Source organism: Nonomuraea aridisoli (genome assembly GCF_003236395.1).
Taxonomy (GTDB): Bacteria; Actinomycetota; Actinomycetes; order Streptosporangiales; family Streptosporangiaceae; genus Nonomuraea; species Nonomuraea aridisoli.
This window is the reverse complement of record NZ_POUD01000033.1, coordinates 15,022-38,979: the sequence shown is the minus strand read 5'-3', so window position 1 is coordinate 38,979 and position 23,958 is coordinate 15,022. Positions and strand designations below refer to the sequence as shown.

The 23,958-nt window shown below is 64.9% G+C and carries 9 protein-coding genes and 1 pseudogene; 2 read left to right on the top strand and 8 right to left on the bottom strand.

Annotated features, from left to right (window positions below; all coding sequences use genetic code 11):
* The first annotated feature begins 444 nt into the window (after positions 1–444).
* Complete coding sequence (locus C1J01_RS11070; RefSeq protein WP_146615552.1) at positions 445–2,658, top strand: hypothetical protein; 2,214 nt, start codon at positions 445–447, stop codon at positions 2,656–2,658.
* Between the two features lie 553 nt (positions 2,659–3,211).
* On the opposite strand, the gene C1J01_RS49060 is transcribed toward C1J01_RS11070, so the two are convergent.
* The 8 genes from C1J01_RS49060 to C1J01_RS11035 form a co-directional block, all read right to left on the bottom strand.
* A complete protein-coding gene (locus C1J01_RS49060) occupies positions 3,212–3,964 on the bottom strand; it encodes a hypothetical protein (protein ID WP_146615551.1) in 753 nt (250 codons plus the stop codon).
* Positions 3,965–4,078: 114 nt separating this feature from the next.
* The gene (locus tag C1J01_RS49055) at positions 4,079–6,127 is read right to left on the bottom strand and encodes a hypothetical protein (RefSeq protein ID WP_146615550.1); all 2,049 of its coding nucleotides are present in this window, start codon (positions 6,125–6,127) and stop codon (positions 4,079–4,081) included.
* Between the two features lie 712 nt (positions 6,128–6,839).
* Positions 6,840–7,256 (bottom strand): hypothetical protein, encoded by a 417-nt coding sequence (locus C1J01_RS11060; protein ID WP_111178846.1) that lies wholly within the window; start codon positions 7,254–7,256, stop codon positions 6,840–6,842.
* A 771-nt stretch (positions 7,257–8,027) separates the two neighbouring features.
* A complete protein-coding gene (locus C1J01_RS49050) occupies positions 8,028–9,749 on the bottom strand; it encodes a hypothetical protein (RefSeq protein WP_146615549.1) in 1,722 nt (573 codons plus the stop codon).
* 235 nt (positions 9,750–9,984) lie between these two features.
* A complete protein-coding gene (locus tag C1J01_RS11050; RefSeq protein WP_111178844.1) occupies positions 9,985–14,835 on the bottom strand; it encodes a helicase HerA domain-containing protein in 4,851 nt (1,616 codons plus the stop codon).
* Positions 14,832–16,472 carry a methylation-associated defense system protein MAD7 gene (mads7, locus tag C1J01_RS11045; protein ID WP_111178843.1) on the bottom strand — a complete coding sequence of 547 codons (1,641 nt, stop codon included), beginning with the start codon at positions 16,470–16,472 and terminating at the stop codon, positions 14,832–14,834. Before mads7 ends, C1J01_RS11050 begins: the two co-directional genes overlap by 4 nt.
* On the bottom strand, positions 16,469–20,272 hold the full coding sequence (locus C1J01_RS11040; RefSeq protein ID WP_146615548.1) for a protein kinase domain-containing protein: 3,804 nt from the start codon (positions 20,270–20,272) through the stop codon (positions 16,469–16,471). The genes mads7 and C1J01_RS11040 overlap by 4 nt, the downstream gene beginning before the upstream one ends.
* Before the next feature lie 2 nt (positions 20,273–20,274).
* Positions 20,275–21,891, bottom strand: coding sequence for a 3'-5' exonuclease (locus C1J01_RS11035; RefSeq protein WP_181448693.1), 1,617 nt, complete (start codon positions 21,889–21,891; stop codon positions 20,275–20,277).
* Positions 21,892–22,358: 467 nt separating this feature from the next.
* Here C1J01_RS11035 and C1J01_RS11030 point away from each other — a divergent pair.
* Positions 22,359–23,596: pseudogene (locus C1J01_RS11030) on the top strand (IS701 family transposase).
* The last annotated feature ends 362 nt before the right edge of the window (positions 23,597–23,958 follow it).

Genomic DNA, 23,958 nt, shown 5'->3' with positions numbered 1-23,958 from the left:
CTACTAGTCCTTCGCGACTCGCTGGGCTAGCGTCACCAATAGATCACCTACGGTTATCCTTGAGGGATTAACTGTCAATAACCGGGTGCAGGTAAAGCCAGAGGGCTTCCCCTACCCCTACGAGCAGCTGAGCCCTCGATCTTGCTAACGCTGGTGCTAACAACTGCCTTGGACGACCATGGACGGCTGTGGAATCTCCGAGGCAGGACACCCCCTCTGCGCACGCGGGTAAGTCATTAGTGGACGCCTGCGGACATCCCCGATCTTGCTACGGATCAGAAGGTTGAGGTTCATGCGGGACCGACGCGGCGCGGCGAGTTCGACAACCCCGTCGCAACGGGGCTAAGGCCGTGACGATCGCGGTCGTAGATTGGGTGATCGCCGATGCTCGATCCGGCACCCTGCGGTGACACTCCGATCATGGAGCTGAGCAGGGAGAGGTTGGTGGCCGACGTTGCCGCCAGCGTTGCCGTCCGGATGACCAGTGAGAGCCCCGAGGACGGCGTTGCGAACGATCGTCACCCGGACGCCTGCGCCGAGATGCGGCGCGGCGGCGTGGTCTGGCTGGCCTACGCGTTCGCGGCCCGGCACCTGATCCGGCTGATGGTGCCCGCCCTGCTCGTGTTCCTGCCGATCGGACTGCTCGCCGTGGTGGCGCTGGCTTTGCTCGTGGACGGGTCGGCGGCGGTGGTCAACGGCGACTTCGAGCTGATCGGCACGCCTGGTCCTCCCCTGCTGGCGTGGTCGGTTGCGGTGCTGGTCGTCTCGATGGCCGGGCAGGCGGTGGCACTGCCCGCGACGGTGATGCTCGCCGCCGGGCGGCTGGTCGGAAAGGACGTCTCCACCTCCCGCGCGATGCGGGCCGCAGCCCGGCGCTGGCCCACAACGATGGCGCTCGCCCTGGTCGGCGTGGTGACGCTCGCGGCGGTCCTGACGACCGGGGTCGGCATGCTCCTGTGGACGGGGGAGCAAGCCACGGCTTACACCGTGATGGTGGCCCTGGTCCTGACCGCGATGCCGGCTCTGCTGGCCGTGGCGCCCGTGGTCCTGGAGGGCCGGTCCGCGAGAGGCGCGCTCGCCCGCGCGTACCGGCTGACGGCCGGCGCTTCCTTCGCGACCCCGCTCACGCTGGTCTTCGGCGTCGTGTTCCTCCCCGCCCTGGCGGCGCGGGCGACCGACTGGGCCCTGTCCGAGGTGCCCATGGCGACGGTCGCGGCAGGCTCCGTGCTGGCGCTGCTCATCGTGCCGTTCCAGGCGGCCGTGATCACGCGTCTGTTCCTGCACCGCCTGGCCATCAAGGGGACGACCCCCGAGTTCCAGGAGATCATCACCCGCCTGCCCGAGGGCGAGCCGCGTCCCATCAGGCCCGTGCCGGTGCTCTCGGCGCTGCTGCTGCCGAGCCTGCTGTATGCCGGCGCGGTGCTGATCAACCCGCTCGGCTGGCTGGAGGTCTCTGAGACGGCCGTCACGGAGGACTGGTCACGTGACCCGGGCTCCGAGGTGTCCGCGCAGGACGGGCGTGCCAGGCCGGAGCTCGACCCATCGGACCTGCGAGTCCTCCAGGCGGGGCAGGGCGGGCGCATGGTCATGCTCATGGACGGCTTCGGCCCGGCGAAGCTGCTGACCTGCATGGACAGCAGCTGCACCCAGACCCGTTTCACGTGGGCAGAGCCGCCCGACGTCGCCGGAAGGTACACAGCGGCCGGCGCACGGCTGGCGGACGGCCGTCTCGTCATGTCGACGTGGGCGCAGGAGGGTGTGAACGAAGACGGGCCGGTATGGGACGAGAAGGACTGGCGCGCCCGGTTGGGCCTGCTGATATGCGACGCGATGGCCTGCGTCCCGGCCCCCGGCGGTAAGCCCGTCACGGAGGTGACGTCGTCCGACCATGACCGGACGGTCGCTCTCGCGGCACGGCCCGGCGGCGGCTTGCTGGTCGCCCATCTCTACGAGCTGTCCTTGAGTGAGAGCAACGTCGACAGAGAAGCGCTTCTGATCACTACCTGCGAGGATCCATCCTGCACCCGTCCGCGCACGAAGGAGGTCGCCAAGGTTCCCGCCGCCACCTACCCGTATGACAAGCGCGGCCTCGTCGTGGGCGTGGGGCCAGACGACCGCCCCGTTGTGCTGCGATTCGACCGCGACACCGGCTCGATCTTCGTGATCTCCTGCGCCGATCCGGCCTGCGCCCAGACGCGCATCGGGCGTCCCGTCCGGGCGGATTGGCCCTACTACATCGAAGGCGGCTACGACCCAGCGGGCGCCGCCATGGTGATCCGGCCCGACGGCCTGCCGATGATCGCCTACCGGGATGTGACCGACGGCGCGATCAAGCTGCTCGACTGCCGCACCCGCGAATGCTCGCAGGACGACACGGCCACGGTGTCCGAGTCCGGTCGCAACGCGGGGCCCGCGATGGCGCTGGACCAGGACGGGCGTGCGCTGGTGGCATACCAGGACCTTGATCGCGAACGGATCGTCGTCGCGACCTGCACAGGTACACGCTGCACCCGTACTCCGGTCACCACGATCCGGCGCGGCGGCGAGGGCCTCGCCATGGCGCTGGACGGTCGCGGCCGGCCGACGATCGCCTGGATAGACGTCGGGGGCTGGAACGATTGGGACCTCGTTGTTACCAGGCCCCTCACTCTGAGCTAGTGCGTTAACCGCTCAGGCCCGGCGCCCACGCACCGGCCTTGATCCTGTGTCGGTAGTGGAGCAGCGCGACGCGACGGCTTGACCTTGCTACCCCCATGCCAACGCTTCCGGCGGAGGGGAAGCAGCCGCGAGCTTGCGTGGGACGTACGTTGAAATGCGGATGGCCCCGTCGGGCCATTCCCGCGCTGGCCGGCCTATTCCCTTATCTGCCGCAGCAGTTCGGCTACAACAAGCGGCCGATCAAGCGCGACTATCGCCCGTGGGGTACAAGAACGGCTTGCCCTCGCTCCTGCATGGCGGATAAATATACTTTTCGTACGTAGCAGACATACAAGGTGTACGCGAGTGCGAGGCGCAGATAATGTCCGCAGCCACATTCGCTGCCTCCATGGCCAGCCTGCTGTTGCATGGAGTGAGTCTGCGAGCCAGCACCGTGCCCCACCAACTCCGAGAATGCCGGTTCCGTGAGCCCTCTCCGCCTTGTCGGCGAGGGGGAGACTTCACAGGGAGGGCCGCCGTCCTTCCAAGGTCCAACACAGTGAAAGCGGCTCATTCAGAGCCGACCGTTAGATTGGCTGTTTCTTTCATTGTCTCTTTCTAGCTCGTTGTCGTCATGAGAACTAGTTGATGAACTTGACGCGGTGCTCGCACGTGCGGGGTACTGATTCTCCATCAGTTGCTCAACGCTTGCTGCCATATTTGGTCGCCCCGCCTTCTCAAATCCCAGCGCCATCAGCGTCATCAGCATTCGCTTTTGGTGCTCGTGAGGAAAGCTCGAGACAAAGCTGCGTAGAAGCTCGAGCAGTTGATCCTCAACGGGGACGTCAGTAAGCGGCGTTAAACTGCGGATCGTGCTGGTTGCCTCGGCGAGTGAGGCCAGTACAGTCTTCAACTGATCTGGCGAAGGTGTGACGTTCAGAGCCTTTCTCTGTGGATCAAGCCACCACGGCACAGCGATGCTTGGGTCGCTGAGAATGTGGCGGAGATGCCTGGCGCGTTGTACTTCTACGGTGTCGTCAATACCTTGTGCACGCCGCCGCGCCAGGAGTTGTCTAACCGCTTCTCTGTCTTCTGTCGACAACCCTAAGGTAATCGAACCTGATACAAAGACATCCGGGTACTCGGGAAGTGTCCGCTCATTCTGAAGATGCAGTGTGCAGGCATCGTGTGCGGCAGCTAAGTCGGCAGGATCGCATCGCTGGGTGACATCGGCCGCTGCATGGCGCAAAAGGCTGCGGATGACTGCCGCTCTTTCGTGCGGAGCGCACAGGAGAGCGTTCACGTCGCCAGTGAGCAGGGCGCTCATACGTGCGTTGAACACGATGCCCGGGCAGGATGAGGGCAGACGTGCAGGGAAGTCCGTGATGCTGTGCCGTAGGTGACGCTGCCTACGGCGTCGTGTCCACCAGGTCCCCACCGGCTAGCATTCTGCGCGGGTGGGTGAAGGGCCGGTGGTGTGAACGCGTTGCCAGAGCAAGCGGCGCACGTGAGCGAGCCCGCCGGGATGAGGCTCCGGCTCGAGGACGTTGGTGTCGTACAGCAGCGCGGAGACAGGGCTGGCGGTTAAATGGTGTTGGACGATCTGATGAAGCAGTTCCAGCGTCGTTGATTCGGGCAAGGTTCCAGTGGCGATGCCGTATGCCCAGGCCGTAAGCACCGCTCGGGCCTCCCCATCAACCATCTCGTCGGCCAGCGTGGCCCGCCAAGCATCCAGGAGCATTCCTCTGACTTCAGGTTTGTCATCGGCGACGGCTAGCAACTCCTTTAAATGTGAGTATGAGGGCCTTGGGTCCACCATGGCGAGAAACGCGCGTCGGCCCGACAGCATCCCATCCTTGACGGCCCATCTGGTTACGGCCGGCCAGACGTCCTTGACTAGCGGGGAGGGGCGGGCCGCCATGCGTCTGACGGCCTCCTCCGCCGCCGTCACGGCTTCATCGTCTTGAGGACGCCGAAGAATCCATTGCAGCCGTACCAGCGCCTGCCGAGGGTAGTGTTCGGCGAAGGTCATCTGGCACACCAGAGCCACGGTGGTCGCGAGGTTGAGCGACGATGACTGAGCCCAATTCAGCAACTCGTCCCGTACTACCGGCCCGAGAGTGGGGTCCTGGGCAGCCTCGTTCAAAATCGTGGCCACCAGCGGGCGGCGGTCAGTCGCCGAGCCTTCGGCCTCCACCCATTTCTGAACGAGCCGCAGCAGCCGCACATCTGTGTGAGCGGCGGCGAGACGTACCAGCATCCTGCCGATGTGCTGCAGATGTTCTTCGGCTTCGGCCTTGGGCGCAGTAATCCTGGTGATCCACTCTAGTAAGGGTTGGCGGAGATCGGGGCGCTGCGTCCAGACTCGCTCAATCGTGGCATTGCCGAGCCCCGGCTTGCCCGTTAGAGAGGCGTTCTGCCCCTTCAGGGTTGCGCCGATACCCTCGAATCGGGCTTTCAGCTCTTCCGCTGCCAGAACGCGGCGAACATAGTTGTTGCTGTTGTCGCTGGCCGCCGGCATGCCCACGAGATCGCGAGCCACGGACTGGATGCGCAGCGCCGGCGCGTCACCGAGAAGCGCCGCAGCGATCAATAGGGCACGGTCGTCAACACTCCTGTCGTCCTCGCCTCCGAAGACTTTGGTCAGGTGAGCGTCCCATTGTTGGAATGCGTCGATCGCAGCTTTGATGCCATCTTGGTCGTCCGTAACGCCGGCCAGAAGCGTAGCGAGATAGGCAGCATCGGCCGGTGCAGTGTCCTCGGTGATCAAGTGAGCACACAAGCCAGGCGGCACTCCGTCGTGCGCGAGCCGCAGCCAGGCTACGCGAGCGGGCCGATTGTGGACCGTCTCTAGGTGAGCCGTGGCTATCTCACGGGGGTCCGGCCGTTCCAATGCCGTCACGTACGGTGCCGTCACTGTCCCGGTACCGTGCGGCCAACCAGACTGGTTGGAGATCAGAATGAGACAGGACCCCTCCTCGCGTAGACGCGCGGCTCGCGCTACCAAGGCAGAGGCTGTTTCCAAAGGGTTAGACCATTTGGAGATCTCAGCACTGACGTCAAGGAGGTAGCCGTGATTCGCCTCCGTGGGGAGCCTGCTCACTTGCGGGGTCTCTCTCTCCCAGTCCGGGGTGACCTGCTTCAGCTTCAGAGGCTTTGCCTTGGCAGATGTTCTTTCGTCCGAATACTCGATGAGCGCACGAATGGCAGCGGACCGCTTGCCCATTCTTGGGGCACCACCGATCACTGCCAGGCCGCCCGATCTGAGCCGTTCAATCAGGGGGGACACCGTGCCCACCGGCACCCATGCCCTGCGCAGGGTCGCTTGTTCCTCCTGGGGAATATCTTCCACTGGCACGGTTTCGCCGAAGTAGATGGAGCCAAACGCTTGGAAGATCTTGGCATCGTCGCTCGCTTCGGCGCGCATGTCAACGCGCCGCCCTTCATCATTCTGCGCCAAACCGTCCCCTAGGTGGCTGTTGTCGATCACGTCACTCCCGGTACCGGTCGTCAGACGCCAACGTGGCCGTTATCCAGGTGATCGAGCCGCAGGTGGGTACAGCAGAAGCATATGTACCTAGTCATCTATACACGTGCCTACGCAGCAAGAGGGGCTCCACCGCGTCGCTCATGACACCCAGCAAGACAATACGAGCATGGGAGATGGCGGAACAGTTAGGCCTTACTCCTCAAACGGGGAGGAACCAATATCCGCGTGTCGAAGATTAGCTCCAGATTGCTCAACGAGAATCGGCCCATGGACCGGTTGGTACGCCCGGGTTTCAACCTTCATGGTCATCTAATCTCGCTACTTAGCAAGCGATGCCACCGCGGCCCCCTCTGACGCCGGCACGTCGGCCCTCCTGGCCAGCGCGGTGATCCAGGTGTTGCCGATGATCAGCTACACCGAGTTACCCTCTCTGGCCCGCACGCGAGCCCAGTGTGCGGCCAACGTAGACCAGGCCCCGGCCAGCGCGTGCACCGCAGCCTCATCGCCCCACCCCCGCCTCCACGCCGGGCAGCTCCTAGCGCCTCTCTAGCAACCCATCCGGATTAGGGAGGGTTCACCGTTCCCGGATGGGGAGCATCCACCTGTTCTGCGGTGCCACGTCCCTGGCCACCGTTTTATTGGAGGTCAGTTCGCGCCCGGCCTGATACATAGCCCGTGCTCGGAGGCCGGACCCTTCCTCGACGTGCGGGGATCACCGCTCTTGGATGGTCTGATCACGGCCGGCTTGGTAGACGCGGCCGCGTCCGCTTGCCTTGGCTTTCATCACCAGCGAGCCGATCCGTTCCTGGTCGGCCGGTTGCAGCGCCGGGGTGAGCACCTCATCCAGCACCCGCTGGATCTCACCCGCCAGGGACGGATCGGCACGCAGCAACTGCTGCAGCCGGACCTGCCACACCCCAGCCAGAGCCTGTTCAGTATCGACATCGCCGTCACGGCGGGCCTCGAGCACTTGTTCGCGTGCCTCAATCAGCTCCGCCTCGACGACCTCGGCCTGCTCGGGGCGGACCTTGCGCCACAGCGCAACCGCGCCGTCACGAGCCGACTGCCAGGCATCGGTAGCCATGGCCGTCACCAGCGCGGTGCCCGCTGCCAAAACGATCGGATCCACCCAGACCCCCTCAACACTCGAAGACTGACCCTCACGTTAGGTAGAAGCCCATGAGCCAACGAGCCAACAGCGCAAACCGTAGATAGGGCATCGCTGTACCCACGAACGACGACACGCGCCACCCAGGGCTCAACTAGTACTCACCTGGGACATCGTGGACGATCACGAACGTGTTACCGCAGACGATGGCTCAATACCTTTCGACTATTCAGTCGAAATCGAGAGCGTCTCAAGGCATATGAGGTGGTGGTAGGGCGGGCCGCGAGCCCAACCACCGACCTGGAGACCTCCGAGCGTGACCGGAATCTTGTGATCGACCAGTTAAGCACCACACCGGCGAGGCACTGGCTCTACTGGAGAAGGCTGAGCAGCTTTCCCAATTTTCTAAAAGGGCCGAGGTGTGTGGGCCGGACGCAGTTTTTTAATATTGGCTTCGCCAAGTCCGACCGGCAAGTCCTGGTGGGCCGCTAACCCGGGACCTGCTCTCAATTTAGCCGCGGATGGATCATGAGCTGACTCTGAGTCCTAGATTGCTGCGCGATCAATGAGATCCATCAATCACGCTTGTACACCGCACGCTCTCCTACTGCGGATGTCGACCCGCTGTGGCCGTGACGATTCTTTGATGAGGTTGTCAAGGCGCCTCATAGCATCGCGTGCCCTAAGGGTCGATGATCGCCGGATCCGGCTTGCTCGACGGGATGTCTCCTTCCCGCCTCAGCACAGACTTTCATGCCCGTTTGCTACCTCCATCCATTTTGACAGGGAGGGTTACCCCTTTTCAGCGCCGAGCCACGTGGCCAGCTCTTCAAAGCTATTTGCTGCGCGTAGAGGCTGTCCTTGGGCGTTCGTATCGATTACCTCTGTCGCCGGACCCAGCGAGGTGTACGGAGTGTGTGGGAGACACACCGTCCCCAGAATCCTCCGGTATCGACTGAAGTCGTAGTTGGCCCCGACCGGGCGACCTGTGAGCGTGGCAACGACCTCGGCCCATTTGGTGACGGCATTTTCCACCAGGCTGGCGACGTTTCGAACTGTCTTGTGGTCACCCGCGTCATAACTGGCGGTGTAGGGATGGCTCTTGCACGAGACGATCAGCAATGTGTCGCTTAGCTCGCCCACTGCATCGAAGTCTGTGAGGACCTTCGTGCCCCGGGGACGCGGTTTAAAGCCCCTGATGGGGGCGCTTTGTGAGGGTTTCCAAGGTGTCTGGTCGATGAGGTGCTGCACGGTCTGCTCAAAATGGTCAGCGCGGACCTTGGCCACTTTCGGATCGTGAGTCGTCCCGGCGACGGTGCATAGCCGGTGCAGGTGCCGGCTTGCGGCTTCGAAGTCGATCAAAATGTCTGGTCCAGCCCAGTGGACGACAGGACCGGGTTCCTGTGGCCATAGGCGCAGGGGCATGTGGTCGAGGCGCTCCAGTATTTGCTGGGCTTCCGTGAAGTTATCTAGTGGCAACCAGGCGGCTAATTCCGCCTGGAGCGTCGGAAGGGTCCGGCTGAGGAGTTCCTCCAGAGCCTCCCGGCGCAGGCTCACATATCCGTATCGCACAAGACTTAGCCAGCCCGCGGAGGTGTAGTGAGTCAGGTAGTGGCTGAGGGCCTGCAGCAGCGCGATCATGGCGGGTAGTTCCGGCTCCCACCAGCGAATGCTAAGCGCCGAGGTCTGCGCGAGCACAGCCCGTACCTCGCGTAGGGATACGAGATGCGGTTGGAAGCGGCCACGCGTGGTCATGGGAATCCCCCGATCTAGGGATCCCTGCCAAGTCGGTAGCATGTCCCAGGATGGTAGGGGGCTGACGAGGAAGATCGGCAAAGGATCTCCGTCACGCCATTCAGGGGACAGCATGCGAGTACCTGGGCTGGTCAGGCCGGTCGGATTAGCGCAAACACGCTGGTCGTAGAGTTTGATCGCGTCATGGACAGGCGCGTTGGCCACGTCGACAGGAAGGTCTTCGGGCTGCGGGCTGAAGGCGACACCCTTGCTGGCTCGGCGCAGACGCGAGTGGATGTCACTCAGGGTGATTGTCATTGCGGACAGGCGAAGAACTCGTCGCATGATTCCGTCGGTGACGGGGAAACTGATCTGTCCGTCCTGGAGAGGTAGCTGGGGGCAGGCCTTGTTGCTGGTGGCGGCCATCAGATCCATCAGGGCTCGGTCGTAGGGGCCGGTGGTGGAGAGACTGTCGTCAAAGAGATCGGGCAAACGGCGCAGGTACCACAGCCATTGAACCGACGGATAGGACTGGGTCAGATCGCGGATGGCGGCCTCAGTCGTCCGACGTAGTGCGGTGAAATATTCTCCAGCTGTCTGCGGATCCAACTCCTGTTCCACAGGCGGGTGCGTTGCGAGCGCGGCTTTGAGGCTGTGCTGCCTCCAGGTAGTTCCGGTTCGCGGCCACTCGCGTTCCGCCAGTGCGGCAAACTCCAGGGCTTGGTTGTCCAGAGCCAGCCGAGCCCTGTGCGCCTTCAAAGCACGTCGTCGCTTACTCACGTGATCAGGATGCCACCGAATGTGGCGGCATTCGGGCGGTACTCCCCCACGCAGGGCGCGACTCGGCGTGTGTAAGGAACTAATCAGGTCGAACGCGTAGAGGTCGTGACGGCGGCCGGATGAAGCTGTATTGCGAGCGGCATGTGATGAGCTCGCCGTGGCGAATCCACCACTGACACCGCCTGAAATGTCCGAGTCGAGGTGGGGCGGATGCGGCGGTGGCAGCGGGCCTCTGTCACCGGTGCATGTACACCTTGCGGGCCCGCACATGATCTGGGGTTGACACGTACGCGCTGCCGACTCCGAGCTGCTCGATCTGCTGGCTCAGATCCTGCCCTTCCCGACCTCGCAAGAAGCCGGCTGTGGTCTTGGATTCCGGATAGTTCGTTCGAAAGATGATCTTAGTTCCAGCATTACCGAGAACGTCCCGGTGGAAGTCCGCTGTTCCCTGGCTGGCGACCACCACGGGGACGCCGTATTTGCGCCCTTCCTTCATCAACTTCGGCAGGGTGACATCCTTTGCCAGCCGGTGGGCCTCGTCCAGGATGACGGCCAGTCGCAGAACGTCCGCCTGTCCCCAGCGGAACATCTCCCGGTAGATCTTCCGAAGCAGGAAGGCCCCGGCCGCGAGCTGGACGGTCTCCAGGTTGAGCCGACTCAGGTCGACGACCGCTCCGCTGTTCCAGGAGGCCAGGAAGGTGTCCGAAGGTTCGTCCAAGAACAAGCCGAAGTCAGTCAGGGGCCGGATGCGGTCTCGGGCGTTCCGGCCACGGGCCACCTGTTCCGCTTGTTCCACGGCGGCAGCGAACTGCTGCATGCTGGGGACGCCCCCGGCGATCTCGTAGGCACTCCGTAGCCCGTCGTAGACATGACTGCGCTGGATCTCGCCCAGACCACAGACATAACCGATGATCTCGGCGACCTCCCACGCGGTCTCAGCGCGCGAGCGTGTCTCCACCGACGGCAGTTCAAAGGGGCTGAACGGCAATCCCTCCGCCGCGTCGATGACCTGGGCTCCCGGTGGAGGGGCCGCCGCCATGTCGCCGTGGAAGTCCACGATCAACGAAGGCAGTCCCTGACCGGCAAACTCGCTAATGATCCTTCGGGTGGTCACCGACTTGCCCTGACCTGGTATGCCCAAGACGAAGGCGTGTGGGCTTCCCTTCGTGCTGATGTTCCAGATGACCGGTGCGCCCCCAGCATCCTTGCCCAGCACTACCTCGACCGTGGACGGCCAGGACTCAGCAGGTTCGTCTTGCTCGGCGTCTTCGAAGATGACAGGCGCGCTGTCGCCGTCGGGTGCCTGAGAGAACGCATCGCTCGCTGACTCTTCCGCGACGGCTTCCCCGACGGCCGCCGGTGATGATTCGGTGTTCTGGGACGACTCAGGAGATGTTCGCGGGCTTGGCGGAGTGGCCGCACTACCGACCGTGGTGAAGCCGGCTTTGCCGAGGTCACCCGCAGTCAGAACCTTGATCGACACGTCTCGGTGCTTCGCGGGGAAACCGGCGGCGCCGCCGGGACTGATGACATAGCCGGTCTTGCCGATCTCAGCGGGCTCGGCAGATTCCTCGATCCGGTCGATGTTGCGGTGTAGCTCGGTGAGCCGACCAGCTTCGATGAGGCCATGGCGGGCGGACCGTTCCGCGTAGTAGTGGAGCAGCCCGGCCAGCCGAGAACGTTGCAGGGCGCCGTCCAGCCGCGGCGGGTCGACGGCGAAGAACTGGCGTTGCAGCACCCTTTCGGTGTTCTCAAGCTGGTCGACGATGTCGTCGGCCAAGGCCTCCGGCAGCTGTGCCGCACGCCGTCCCTTCACCTCGATGCACTCGATACGCAACGAACGCTGGGTGATACTGACGAGCAGCAGGTCACATCGCCGAGCCGGTTCGTCCTCATTCCCGGACCGCACGCCGAAAATCTCTGGATGCGCGTCGATCGGCACCACGATTCGGCCGTCGAGCTGCCCGCGTAGCTCGAGATGCGCCATGACAGCGGCCAGACTGACCGCCTCGACGGACAGCGAGGTCTCCCGAAGCAGTCGCAGCGCGAGCCTGCCGGAGACTAGCAGTAGTCGGCTAAGCGCATGCGACACCGACTTCTCATCCTGAACCAGGTCGAGGGCCCGCATGGCCTCACCCAGGATGCGTCGTACTTCACTATGGTGTGCTGTGGTGACGGTGAGCTTCTTGCCGAGCCCTTCTAGAAAGTCCGGCGTGTAGTCGAGAAGGTAACGGCTGTCGTCCGGTTCGTCGGTGGTCACCTCCTCGAACAGCTCTGGGCCAATCCCCCGGTCCAGGGTGACGACCCAATCCGCGCGGTTATGGGCGGCACGGAGTCTGCGCAGGTCCTGTGGATCCAGCTGGATCGCCAGCGCCGGTACGGCTGCCTTCAGACCCAGGTGGGCGGCAACGACGGCCTGGTGGGCGCGGTGCGCCCCCACAATGTCGGCCTCCAGCCGACCGACACCACGCGGTTTCAGCGCCGGCGTCACGAACCACGTGGCGGAGCCATCAGGCGCGCGCTCAGAACGCAGCGGGGTGAGCAGATCCTGGAATGTCGTGGTCCACGGGCCGGCCTCCGCCGCCGGGTCGGTGACTTGGCCACGGGCCATGTCCTGCACCAGGGCGAGGTGGTGTCCCTCTCGGTCCTCGGCCAGGCGGCCCAAATCACGAGCGGACAAGCCCATCGAAGGCACCAGATGCGTGGCGGTGCGCCGGATCTCTCCTGATGCGACGGACCGCTGCAACTCACGCAGATCGGCGACCGGGTCAGTGTAGGAAAGCCGGTCGCTGTAGGCGATGAGTTCAAGGCGCTGCGGATCGTGCGGCGGCGGGCCGTCCTGTTCGGGTGCCTCATCAGGCAGAACGAGCGGTTGCAGGGCCCTGCGCAGTACCGACCCCGAACCTGGGTTGACTGCCATGATCCGCAGTGTCCCGGTGCCGGGATGAGCGTCCCGGTAACTGCGGATGCGGTCACCGAGCGCCTGGGCGGAGACCGACAGATCCACGTTGTCACGGGCGATCTCGATCGCCCCGCAGATGACGTCCGAAGCGGACTGTGGTTCCTTAACGTCGGGAGGCAAGTAGAGGGCCGTTCCGTGGGTCAGTTCCTCGGTGTAGACGAGCGCCTTCCCGTCACGATCGACCATGACGAACGGCATGTTGGAGGGCGACAGTCGGGACACCATCGCCTGATCGACCCGCCCAGCCCGGTGCGACCTACGTTTCCCCTCCTGGGCAACCTCGCCGGCCCATTCGCGCAGCAACTGGTCGTGCGCCGCTGCCCAAGCTAGGCGCAGCGGGTGGGTAGGTAGCAGGACGAGCCCCCGCACCTCGTCAGTCGCGGTGCCAACCCTGACCGCCAGCGTGTCCATCGCCAGGAGCGCACTACGCGTCTGCGGCGCGGCATTGTCCAACATCCGGCGGTAGCTCTGCACATAGCTTCGTACCTGGTCGCGAAGTTCGTCGTCCCAGCTGAGCATCTCGACCACATCTCGGGGTGTACGTGCCTCGAGGGTGGCGAGCAATTTCCGGCGGCGGTCGGCCAGAGTCTGCGGGATTTCCAGCAAACTCTGCTCCGCCTCGGCTGGGTCGATCGGCTCGCCGAGCGGGGAGTGAACGTCGAAAGCGAATACATCGGGGGACTTGAGCATCCGGCGCTGGAGCTCGACGATCACCCGCGAAGCCTTGATCTGAGCGCGACGGCTGCCGACCCGGAGGTCGAACACCTGACGAGCCGCGTCCCATGCCGGAGTGCCCTCGGTCAAGTCTCCACCAGAGTCGATCGCGATGGTGAGCACCGCCTCAGGGAGGGAAGCGGCACCCGCCGCCCGCGGGACGGACGGGGGCATGTGCTCGTGCAGTCTGACCTCGAACTGGTCGCTTTCGGCCGCCGCCTTCTCGTCATGCAGGTCGAGGTCGTTACCATCGGCGTCTTGTGCACGGACACGGATTACGAACAGCGTGCCCGTGGCGAGGTCGTCCTCTCCGAGGTCCACTCGCAGCGTCGCCCGCCGTTTGTCGCCCTTGACCTTCGTGGTAGCCACCGGCGGGGTATCAGCTGTACGGAGGTCGGACGGAGGCAGCATCTCCACCCGCCATGACGCGACCGAGGTCGTCTTGGACGGCTCGGTGGCCCACTTGACGGTCACCTTGCCAGGCTGGTCGGGTGCGACGTCGCAGTACAGCTGACCGTCATCGTCCGACAGCCGAAGCTTGCACTGTGGATCTACCTTACCGTCGTCCCGGCGGAATGGAGTAACCTTGATCTTCTCTAAGCCGGCCTGCTGCACCTCGGTAAGCGGCCACTGCTCAAACGTCAGCCTCCCTGCATGATGTTCCTTAATCTCACGGCCCCACGTGACCGGATTGGCCAGCATTCCGGCTGGCTGCCGTTCGAGAAACGCCAACAGTTCCTGTCGAAACGAGCCGGCCTTCACCTCTCCCTCGGCTAGACGGTCGACGACCCGTGCGGTCGGCCGCGTTGGCCGGGCAATTGCCGCGACAGCCTTTGCGTTGCGCCGCAGTCGTGCCTGGGTTCCGTCGTTCCCCAGATCTGGGACGAGCCCGACCTGCCACAGCTCACGGCCGACCGTGTCGACGTTCGGGTCCGCTGCGACCGCGCCCAGGAAGCGGGCCCAAGTCTCAACCTGGCGAGTGCGCCCAAGAACCCGCTTGACCTCGTTGACCAGCGCGGCCACGGCGGTCGCCGACAGTTCCTTCTCGAGGGTCTCAGTGACCGTCGTGAGCAACGTGATCAGCGGCAGTGGTTCGAAGGAGTTGTCCAGCGAACTGGCCGCATGGCCCGCGCCTGCCGGAACGAGCAGCAGCAGCGGACGGCCCTTGCGATTGCGTAGTTCGATCGCCCGGTCGGCTCCGATCTCCAGCGGGTGCTGCGGCTCGCGATGCGCGAGCACATGAACCTGGCATTCAATGCGATGGCGTTCTACCTCGTCGGCGACCGCATGAGCGTCCACGGTGGACAAGTCGTCGACCCGGACGCAGTGTCCCGGCTGCCGCTGCGCCAGGCGGCTCCCCAGGTGGTCCGCGATGCGGTCAATCAACGTCCGCGGCAGCTCTGCGTTCACTCTGTCTCCAAGGGGTTCCGAACGTACTGGGCAGAGAAGTCGTCACTCAGGCCGTCGAAGCAGCCGAGCAGCCGGAGTCGACGTTTGAACGCTTCGAGATTCGCGGCAGCCGCGGCGCGGTTGTCCACGCTGTCGAAGGCGGCCGGCGGACGATCAATGAGAATGCCGAACCGATCGCGTAGAACCTTCAGTAGTTCCACGATGGGCATCCTGCTACGAAGGCGGACCCCAGGACCCTGAGCTGTGGTGAAGCACACCAGGAGCAGGGCGTACATCAGGTCGTCCGACGGCGCATACCGCCACGATCGACGAGAGTTCGGCGAACCGGTGATCAGCCCGTACGGCTTCTTGATCCCGCCAGTGGACGAGAACCACCCGACCTGGTTCTTTAGAGCTGTGCTGGACAATCCTTCGACCAACAGCGTGGTGAGCTGCTCAATGGAAAGCGCTTCAGAGTCCCTCACCGAGGCGATGAACTCCAGGTCCTCATCGGTGCCGTTCTCCTCCGTTTCCGCCTCGATCTCTTGAATCCTGATATCCGCATAGGTGTTGATCCGAAGGTCCTCCCGCAGGCCGACCATGGCCACCAGGCTGTCCGGCATCGGTAGGTTTCTGATCTCTTCGCCGCGCTTTCGAAGGGTCGACAAGGCGGCTTCGCGCAAAGAACGCAGCAGGAGGCGGTCGGGCATGAAGCCGCTCATGATCTCCAGGTCCCGCAGCACGCACTGACGGGCCAGCTCGTCCGATGCCGACCCGCGTACCCGAGTGAAGTCGCAATACAGTTCCAGAGGGTTGGCGACATCGGCGTCATCCCTCATGTCCTCGGAATGCCTTCCGGTGTTGAGGACATGCCGCGTCGCCCGGGCGACGCGCAGCGGCAACTGAAACAGCCGCAGCGAGACCAGCGCCGCGAACCGGTCGACGAAGGCCGACGGTGTCAGTCGGCCCCCATAGGCGACGAGGTAGTCCAACAGGTCGCCAGCCAGCCCACGGGTGGCCCCGGGTACGACGCTGCTGCGGAATCCATAGCTGGCCTCCCGCGCGCCGAGCGGAGTGAACTCCTCCAGGAAGTACAGCGACAGCAGGGCGTTGATGTCGATGTCGGTCCGGCCGTCGTACTCTGGTACCCACTGGCCGTCGACACCGATTTTTACTCCAGCTCCGACCGCCTTCTCAAGTGCGAGTCGGAGGTTCTTCTCCGGAGCCTCGAAGCCAAACAGCTTCAGCCGCTCGATGAGCAAGTGGTAGATCAAAGTGTGCGCATGCCGATGGCGGCGGGTTTTGGGGAGGCCCGCACGGTAGCTGGCGATGGTCAGCGGCTGGATGTAGTCCATCTGCGTGCCCGACCGAGCCCGCCCCTTGGCGCCGATCCGCACGATGGACGATCGCAACCATCCGTCGAGCACCTTCATGCCATGCTCGTCGTCAAAGCCCTCTAGGCGTTCGTTGGCTGCGAGCGCGCCGAGGTAGCGGCCGTAGTCGTCGGCATCCTTCGGCGCCGACGACATCCGGCCCTGTTTGACCACCAGCTCCCACAGGTTTGGTAGCAGGCGGTCCACATCGATGTCGTTGAGCTCCACCAGCGTCAGCTCGGTGAATTCAAGACTGCGCAGCTGCTTTGGGATGACGATGGTCATGCTCGCTCCAAGACGATGCGCCGGTCGACGATCATCGCACGCCGTGCCGTCCCCGCGGGGTTGACGACGCTGACGGCATTGGCCGGGCTCCGCCGCAGCGCGGCTGCGAACGTCTCGACCTCCTGGCGGACGGAGTCGGCGGCGCTGTCCCCGATCAGCTCCCCGTCGGCGGCCCGTATCACCAGCTCGAAGGTGTCCAAGGTGAGGGTGAGGGAGTGCCTGCTGACGTGATCGAGCCGGAGTGCATCCGGACGCCACTCGACGTATTGGGAAGGATGTTCCACCCGTTCCAGCGAGAACTCCGTTGCTGGGATCTCCTTGAGCACCGCCCACGTACCGCCGGCCCCCTGGTCGGCCACGGCCAGGTCGCCCCCCTGATAACCTGGCGCGCCCAGCAGTCTGCTTAGTCCTAGCAGGACCCGGCCACGGATCTCCTCAAGCCGTTTACCGGAACCGAGCAAGGCCTCCTCGAACTCGCCGAGGTGTCTATACACTCGGACAGTCTTGCGTCCCAATCCAGCAGAGTTCCAGAGGCCGAAGAAAAGCCGCCGCTGGACTCGCTCACGGTCCCGGTCGCCGAAGGCCGTCGGGTCGGCCACTACCGACCGATCGACACGGGCGGCCCGCTCGACATCCGGTGCCGCGGTGTTCGCTGGGTCAAGCTCGGCCCACTCCCGCACCAGGTAGTCGGCCGAGCAAGGGTCGAAGGCCAAGTCCTCGCTAAGGGCGTCACCGGCCCGGCGCAGGTCCATGCCCCGTTCGCGGGCCTGGTGCACGCTGTCGCAGGACCGGTCGCCCGTGATCAGCCAGGCCAAGGCTGAGCGCACGTCTCGGAACGTGGCGCGGCGCTGGCGCCGCAAATGCGAAGTGGCGACGAGCTCCTCGACGGCCTCCCGCGCTCGGCCACGCAGCTCGGCGGCGTTCCGCACCATGGGGCAGATATCTCGGGACAGGCAACTCTCACACTGCTTCCACTGCTCCGGCGCAGTGAAGCTGTCCAGGATGCGACCAGCAAGGCTGGGGGCATCACCGGGCCTGCGGGCCAGGGTGCGCCGCTTCAGGTCCACCAGCGCGATCGTCTCATCGCTGGCCGGCTTCCCCGACATCTGGCCAAGAACCTCACGAGCATCGTCCTCGTACAGGTCTTCATAGTCGGTGAAGAACTGCAGCAGCCGCCCATCGTTGATCGCGAGCAGGACAGTGCGCCGCTGCGGGTCCTCTCCAGGAGCCGGGTCCAGCGCCTCGCGCATCAGATCATCGGAGGACCTTCCATCGTGTGACTCGCTGGCGTCGTAGACAGCCACAAACGTGTGACCATTCAGGCTCATCCGCCATCCAGCAGCATTTTCACTGATGACTTGTGCTCCATCCTGGTGGAGTCTTTCGCTCGTCTTCACCAGGAATGACGTCTTGCCGTCACCGGGATTGCCGGTTAGCAGCACCAAGCGCAGCTCACCCCGGGCGATCGCGGGCAACAGCTCGGTGTCCAACAGGGTCGGCACGTAGGTCCGGTGCGCGAACTCGTCGTCCAGTCCGCGATTACCACTGTTGCCCACGCTGCTGGCCCGGTAGAGACCACGCAGGTTGTCCACCACCGGATTGACCAAACGCTCCCCCTGCGGCGCGACGATCTCATCGAGCAACCGCAGTTCGGCCGCCAGCTCTTCTGCAGACGCAGGACGCATGGCGGGGTCGGCGTGGGCGGCGGTGAAGAGTACGTTCAGCATCGCCTCGCCGAGCGGCCCCCAAGCTTGGCGTTCGTCGTCGGTAGGTGGCAGTAGCCGTTCCCGGTCGTCGTCGCCGCGAGCAGGGTCCCCGGCATAGGCAGGGCGCCCCAACATCGTGTGGATCATCGTGACCGCGAACCCGTAGATGTCACTCTGTACGGTAGCGCCTTGGGCCGCACGCAGTTCCGGGGCCATGAACGGTGGTGTGCCGACCACGGTGGTCGCCCGAGGGCGGCCCGCGACGCCGAAGTCGATGAGCTTGGCGCGACCCTCCGGAGTGATGATTACATTGGTTGGGGTGACATCACGATGCACGAGGTTGCGGTCGTGCAGGTGAGCGAGGGCGGACAGAACGTCCAAGGCGATCGTCCGGTACCGCTCAGGGTTCGGCGAGCCAGCGGCGGCGAAGTCCCTCAGGTTGTCCCCGGGGATGTACTCCAGTACCAGGTAGCCCGGTTTGTCGCGGCTGATGTCGTATACCCGGGCGCAGTGGTCATGCCGGATGCGATCCGCGGCCTTGTACTCCTGCTGAGCATGAGAGGCGGCGGCGTCGTCATGGAACTGCTTGATGACCCGGTCGGCCTCGGCGGAGGTGTCCCATGCCCGCCAAGTGTGCGCGAAGCCACCCTGCCCCAGGCTTTCTTTGATCTGGTATCGGTCGGCGACGACGCCGCCGACCCGAAACTCTTCCGCGGCGCCAGTTTCCCCCACCGCAACGCGCTCCTCGTTCATCGCCTCGACGATCTGCCCAATCCGCGTGACCGCCGTGGCGGCGTCCGGACGTTCGCGGGGGTCGTCAGCAAGGCAGTCCGCTAGGACGGGACCGACGACGGGAGTTCGTGCGATGGCCCCCCGCACCGCCTCTACCTGGGGTTCGGCAGCCAAGTCACCGAGCACCCAGCCACTGAGCGCGAGCGCTAGGGAGTAGACGTCCGAGGCCGGTGTCGCGTTCGCGATGCTGGCGCGGCACTCCGGCGCGCGATACGGCACGCCGGGATCGGCGTCGGCACTCATCTGGGGAGCGATGGTGCGTTCCCCCTCCACTCGGGCCAGGTAGAAGTCACTGAACTTCACTCGCAGACCGCGGCCGAGGAAGATGCGGCGAGGGTAGAGCCCGCGGTGCACCAGCCCCGCTTCGTGTACTTCGGACAGGCCTCGGAGGGCGTCGGTCACCACGTCGATCGCCACCTGCTGCTGCAGCCGACCGTCCTCCCTGACGGGATCACCGATCCGCAGCGAGGTGGCCAGGCTCTTGCCGCGCGCCGGGACGACGGGCACGACGATCCACTGCCGTGCCTCGTACTCGAAGCTGGGGTGGATCTGCCAGGCGCGGTCGCGTTCCTCCAGCCGGTCGAGGGCCAGCCGCTCTCGCTCCGTGATCCCCTGCGGTGATGCATCGGGCCCCCACCCGTGCATCGGGTAGCACCGGAGGATCACTGTGCGATCGCCGTCCTTGGCATGGAAGCAGCGGGCCGTTTCTATGGGCTCGATCTCACCCATCACCTGGTACGGCCCGATGCGCTCAGGCTTCGGCTCACGTCCAGGCAGGCCGAGGAGAAAGGCGATTGTCTCGTCCCGCACCGCCTGCAGTCCGGTTCCGCACGCATCGTCTTGGTCCCGCAGCCACGACGCAGCGACGGCGAGCTTGACGACGGCGTCCCCGTCGGCGTAGGTCGGGCCGACCACCAGCTCGACGGCGTCGTGCGACAGGACGATGCCAGCGATGACAGGACGGCCGCGGACCTTCGATCCGTAGCCAGGCACCCGGGAGCGGAGCTGACCTGCGAGTACTCGTGCCAGGTGGTTGGCCCGATCCAGCGGATTCCGACGTTCCTCCCCCTTGACCCGCCAAAACTGATCTCCGAGTTCGATGCGCGGCCCCCATGCCTTCTCGTCCAGGACGAAGATTGCGTGGCCTCCGACCACCACGAGATCGAGGTCGTCGCGGCGGGGACCGCTCAGCTTGCGACCGGCGATCACATGCCAGGAGCCGGGGAGATCACGGGCAAGGCTTTCGGCGGTCTTGCGCTCACCGGGGCCCTGGTACTCCCCCATCACTGTCAATTCAGCCACGCTCACACCTCATAGTCATCGGGCCAAGTCGATGAATGGACTCCTGCGCATCCATGGAGTCGGCCGAGATACGGGCTGTCTCGGGTGTAGGTCACGAGAAGCTGGTCACGGGCCCGGGTCATCCCGACGAAGCCGACCTTGCCGCGCCGGGCCGCCTGCCGATCGCGTTCAGGGTCGTCGCCGGAAGGGCTGGGCAGGGTCTCCAGACCGAACAACACGACTACGTCGAACTCGTGGCCTTTGGCCGAGTGCACGGTCATGATCTTCACACCCGGGGAGCACGGGTCGAAGGTCGCGGCATTGCTGCGGGTGACGACGAGGTAAGGCACCTCGGCCCCGTCGAGGGCTGCCCGCAGGCGTCCGAGCGATCCTCGCCACTGGGTGATGAGGATGGCGATGTCGTGCGGTTCCCGCTCCCCGTGGTCGAGCATGCGACGAATCTCCCACGCCACGGCGGTGGCCTGCGCGTTCCAGCTCTCCGCCCAGATCAATTCGACCGGCTCACCGTCCAGAACCGCGTCGTCTGCCGCCGGCCCGGCATCCGGTTGCGTGGTGGACGCCGCCTGGAGGATCTGCCGGGTGCTGCGATAGGGACGTCCAAGCCGTAGTTGCGTTACCCGCCGACCGGTGAGCGCCGGAGGGCGGTCCGTGTCTCGGTAGAGGGCCTGTCTCGGGTCACCCGCGAGAACAGCACCGCCGCGGCCTGGCCTCACGGTCGCCAGCGCGAACCTGATCCAAGCTTCGTGGAAGTCCTGGGACTCGTCGATGAGCAGGGCGTCCACGGTGTGGGGGATGCCTTTCGCCAGTGCTGCGGCCACATCTTCCTCAGCCTGCTCCGGGTCGTTGAGCGCGATCCGATGCCTCATGGCATGGGAGAACTTCCCGAACGTCGTAACCTCGACATCCGGGTGGTCCTCGACGAGGCGGCGCAGGTACGGCACCAGCGCGTTGTTGTAGCACAGGAGCACGATGCGCCAGCCAGGATGCTGGGCGGCCAGGTGCCGTGCCCGCCCGGCCAGCACTAGCGTCTTGCCGCTCCCCGGCGGACCGGAGAGCAGGAGCACGTCGTCCACCGGGATCGTGGCGGCAGCGGCCTGCTGGGCGTCCAGCTCGATCCGCCGCCGATGCCGCTCCCCCCGTCCTGGATCGAATGCACCCCGGCGGGAGCGAACGTTGAAGGTCAGGGTGGGTGCCAGTGCGGAACGCAGCGACGTCAGATCGTCCGATTCGAGTGGACGCGGTTCCAGCCGGGCCAGCCATTCTCCATCTTCTACGTCCGCGAAGCCGAGCGCACGTGGCGGCCCGCCCCGCGACGGCGCGACGAGCGGTTCGGAACAGGCACCGAAGAGGATGAGGCGGTGCGGCCGGAAACGCTCCAGGATCGGCGCTTCCAGCCGCAGATCCGAGATCTTTCGGTTCAGCCGGGAGAACGGCTCGCGCGCCGCCGGATCGTGCCCGGTCAGGTCAATGTCGATGGTCACCAACCCATAGGCGCGATCGACCACGATGAGGTCGGGCCGGTCGTCGCCGTCGGCGCACAGCACCAATGCGTCTGGGGCGAGATTCTGCGTCAACCGGCGCAGCATCGTCTCCCGCAGCGGCTCCGTCGCCGCTTTCATGCGCAACTCCCCACACAGGACGGCCACACCCGCCGCGTATTCCATGGACGTGCCAAGACATATACGATCAGTGAACGCTTTGTACAAGGATTCCAAATACTCGTTGAGACAGAGTCCATTCCCACCCAGGCCACCGCCCCTCATCCGCAGGCATCCGAAAGCATGGCGATTCCGGTGGATTCATGCACGATCTGGCACCTATAGGCCATATCAGCCAGATTCCGTCAAAGCCGCATGGAAGTGCACCGGTTGAGGGCCGACGGGAAGCGTTGTAGTGCAGAACCTTGTCGGCCTCGACAACTCGAGATCTAGTACTCCAGTGACACTTCGCGATCTTGGACGTCGAGGTGGCATGAAGACGGCCACCACGTGATCATTCGGAGTTTGTGAAGACATCTGAAGATCGCGTGATGGCCGTGGCCGACACTGTAGACCCTGACGGCTGGATGGTCACCTTCAACGACCTGATGGGCCGCATCGCCGGGCGTTTCGGCCGCATCGAGCCACGTCGCACCGCCACCGCCTACGTCCGAGGGCTACTGTCCGACCTCGATCGCAAGAACTGCTGGAATCTGGCCGAGCACGCCGGGCTGACCGGCCCGCAGGCGATGCAACGCCTGCTCCGCACGGCATGCTGGCACACCGACGCCGTACGCGACGACCTGCGCGACTACGTCATCGAACAGCTTGGCTACGACGGCGTGCTGATCGTGGACGAGACCGGCTTCTTGAAAAAAGGCGCCGGCTCGGCCGGGGTGCAGCGGCAATACACCGGCACCGCGGGGCGGATCGAAAACAGCCAGGTCGGCGTGTTCCTGGCCTACGCCACAGCGCGGGGACGGGCGCTGGTGGACCGGCGGCTCTACCTGCCGCAACACTCCTGGCTGGCCAACCCCATGCGGTGCGCCAAGGCGGGGGTGCCCGAGCAGGCCGCCTTCGCCACCAAGCCCGCCCTGGCAGCCGAGATGATCGACGCTGCGCTGGATACCGGGCTGCCGACGCGGTGGGTGAGCGGTGATGAGGTCTACGGCCAAGACCCGCGCCTGCGTGCCCTGCTGGAGCAACGCGGGGTCGGCTACGTGCTGGCGATCGCGGGCAACCGGCGGGTGAACCTGGACGGGACCGACCGCAGCGCCGCCGGCATCGCCGCCGATGTGGCCGATCGGCACTGGCACCACTACCGCGCTGGTCAGGGCGTCAAGGGCCCGCGCTGGTACGCCTGGGCCTGGGCACGGATCGACGAACCGGCCCACAGGGCGAGGCAGAGGGATACCGGTGGCTGCTGATCCGCCGCAACCTGACCACGGGGGAACTGGCCTTTTACCGCTGCTACGCACCCGTGCCGAGGCCGCTGATGGCCCTGGTGAAGATCGCGGGTATCAGGTGGGCGGTGGAGGAGTCCTTCCAAGCCGCCAAGGGACAGGTCGGGCTGGACCACTACCAGGTGCGCGGCTGGCGGGCCTGGCACCGGCACATCACCCTGGCCATGCTCGCTCTGGCCTTCCTAGCCGCCATCGCCGCCGCCCAACGGCCCTGCGACGAGGAACACATCCCGCTGACCATGCCCGAGATCCGCCGGCTGCTGGCTGTCCTCATCCTGACCCGCTGCTGCACCACCCGGCAGGTTCTGCACTGGTCACAATGGCGCCGCCGTCACCAAGCCACCGCTCGACGCTGCCACTACCAGCGCAGATCCCAACCATGATCGCGAAATGTCACTGGAGTACTAGACCGGTCAGCGGGTCGCCTGTCGAGCCAGCCTCGTCCAGTGCAGGGACATGCGCGGGATGATCTTCCATCTGGTGCGAGCAGCACAAAGTATTTAGGCAGGTCAAAGCACACACGTGAGCAGTGCAGCCACCGCTCTCCTGATGCGGTGCTCTTTGGACCGCCGCGTGGCTTCCGTTCCTCGGGCCCTGGCGGACCTGCGGTACGCGTCCACTTGCCATCGGATGACGTCAGATCGCCGGCCAGGAACGGGCTATCGAGCGTGGTGATCGCGCTCCACTGCGCGTCCGCGTGATCCACGTCCACGATGATGGCAAGCTCCCCCGAGCACATACTTTG

Coding starts and splice junctions, on each gene's coding strand:
- C1J01_RS49060 (WP_146615551.1), bottom strand. CDS start 3,964: ATGAGCGCCCTGCTCACTGGCGACGTGAACGCTCTCCTGTGCGCTCCG.
- mads7 (WP_111178843.1), bottom strand. CDS start 16,472: ATGACCATCGTCATCCCAAAGCAGCTGCGCAGTCTTGAATTCACCGAG.
- C1J01_RS11035 (WP_181448693.1), bottom strand. CDS start 21,891: ATGAAAGCGGCGACGGAGCCGCTGCGGGAGACGATGCTGCGCCGGTTG.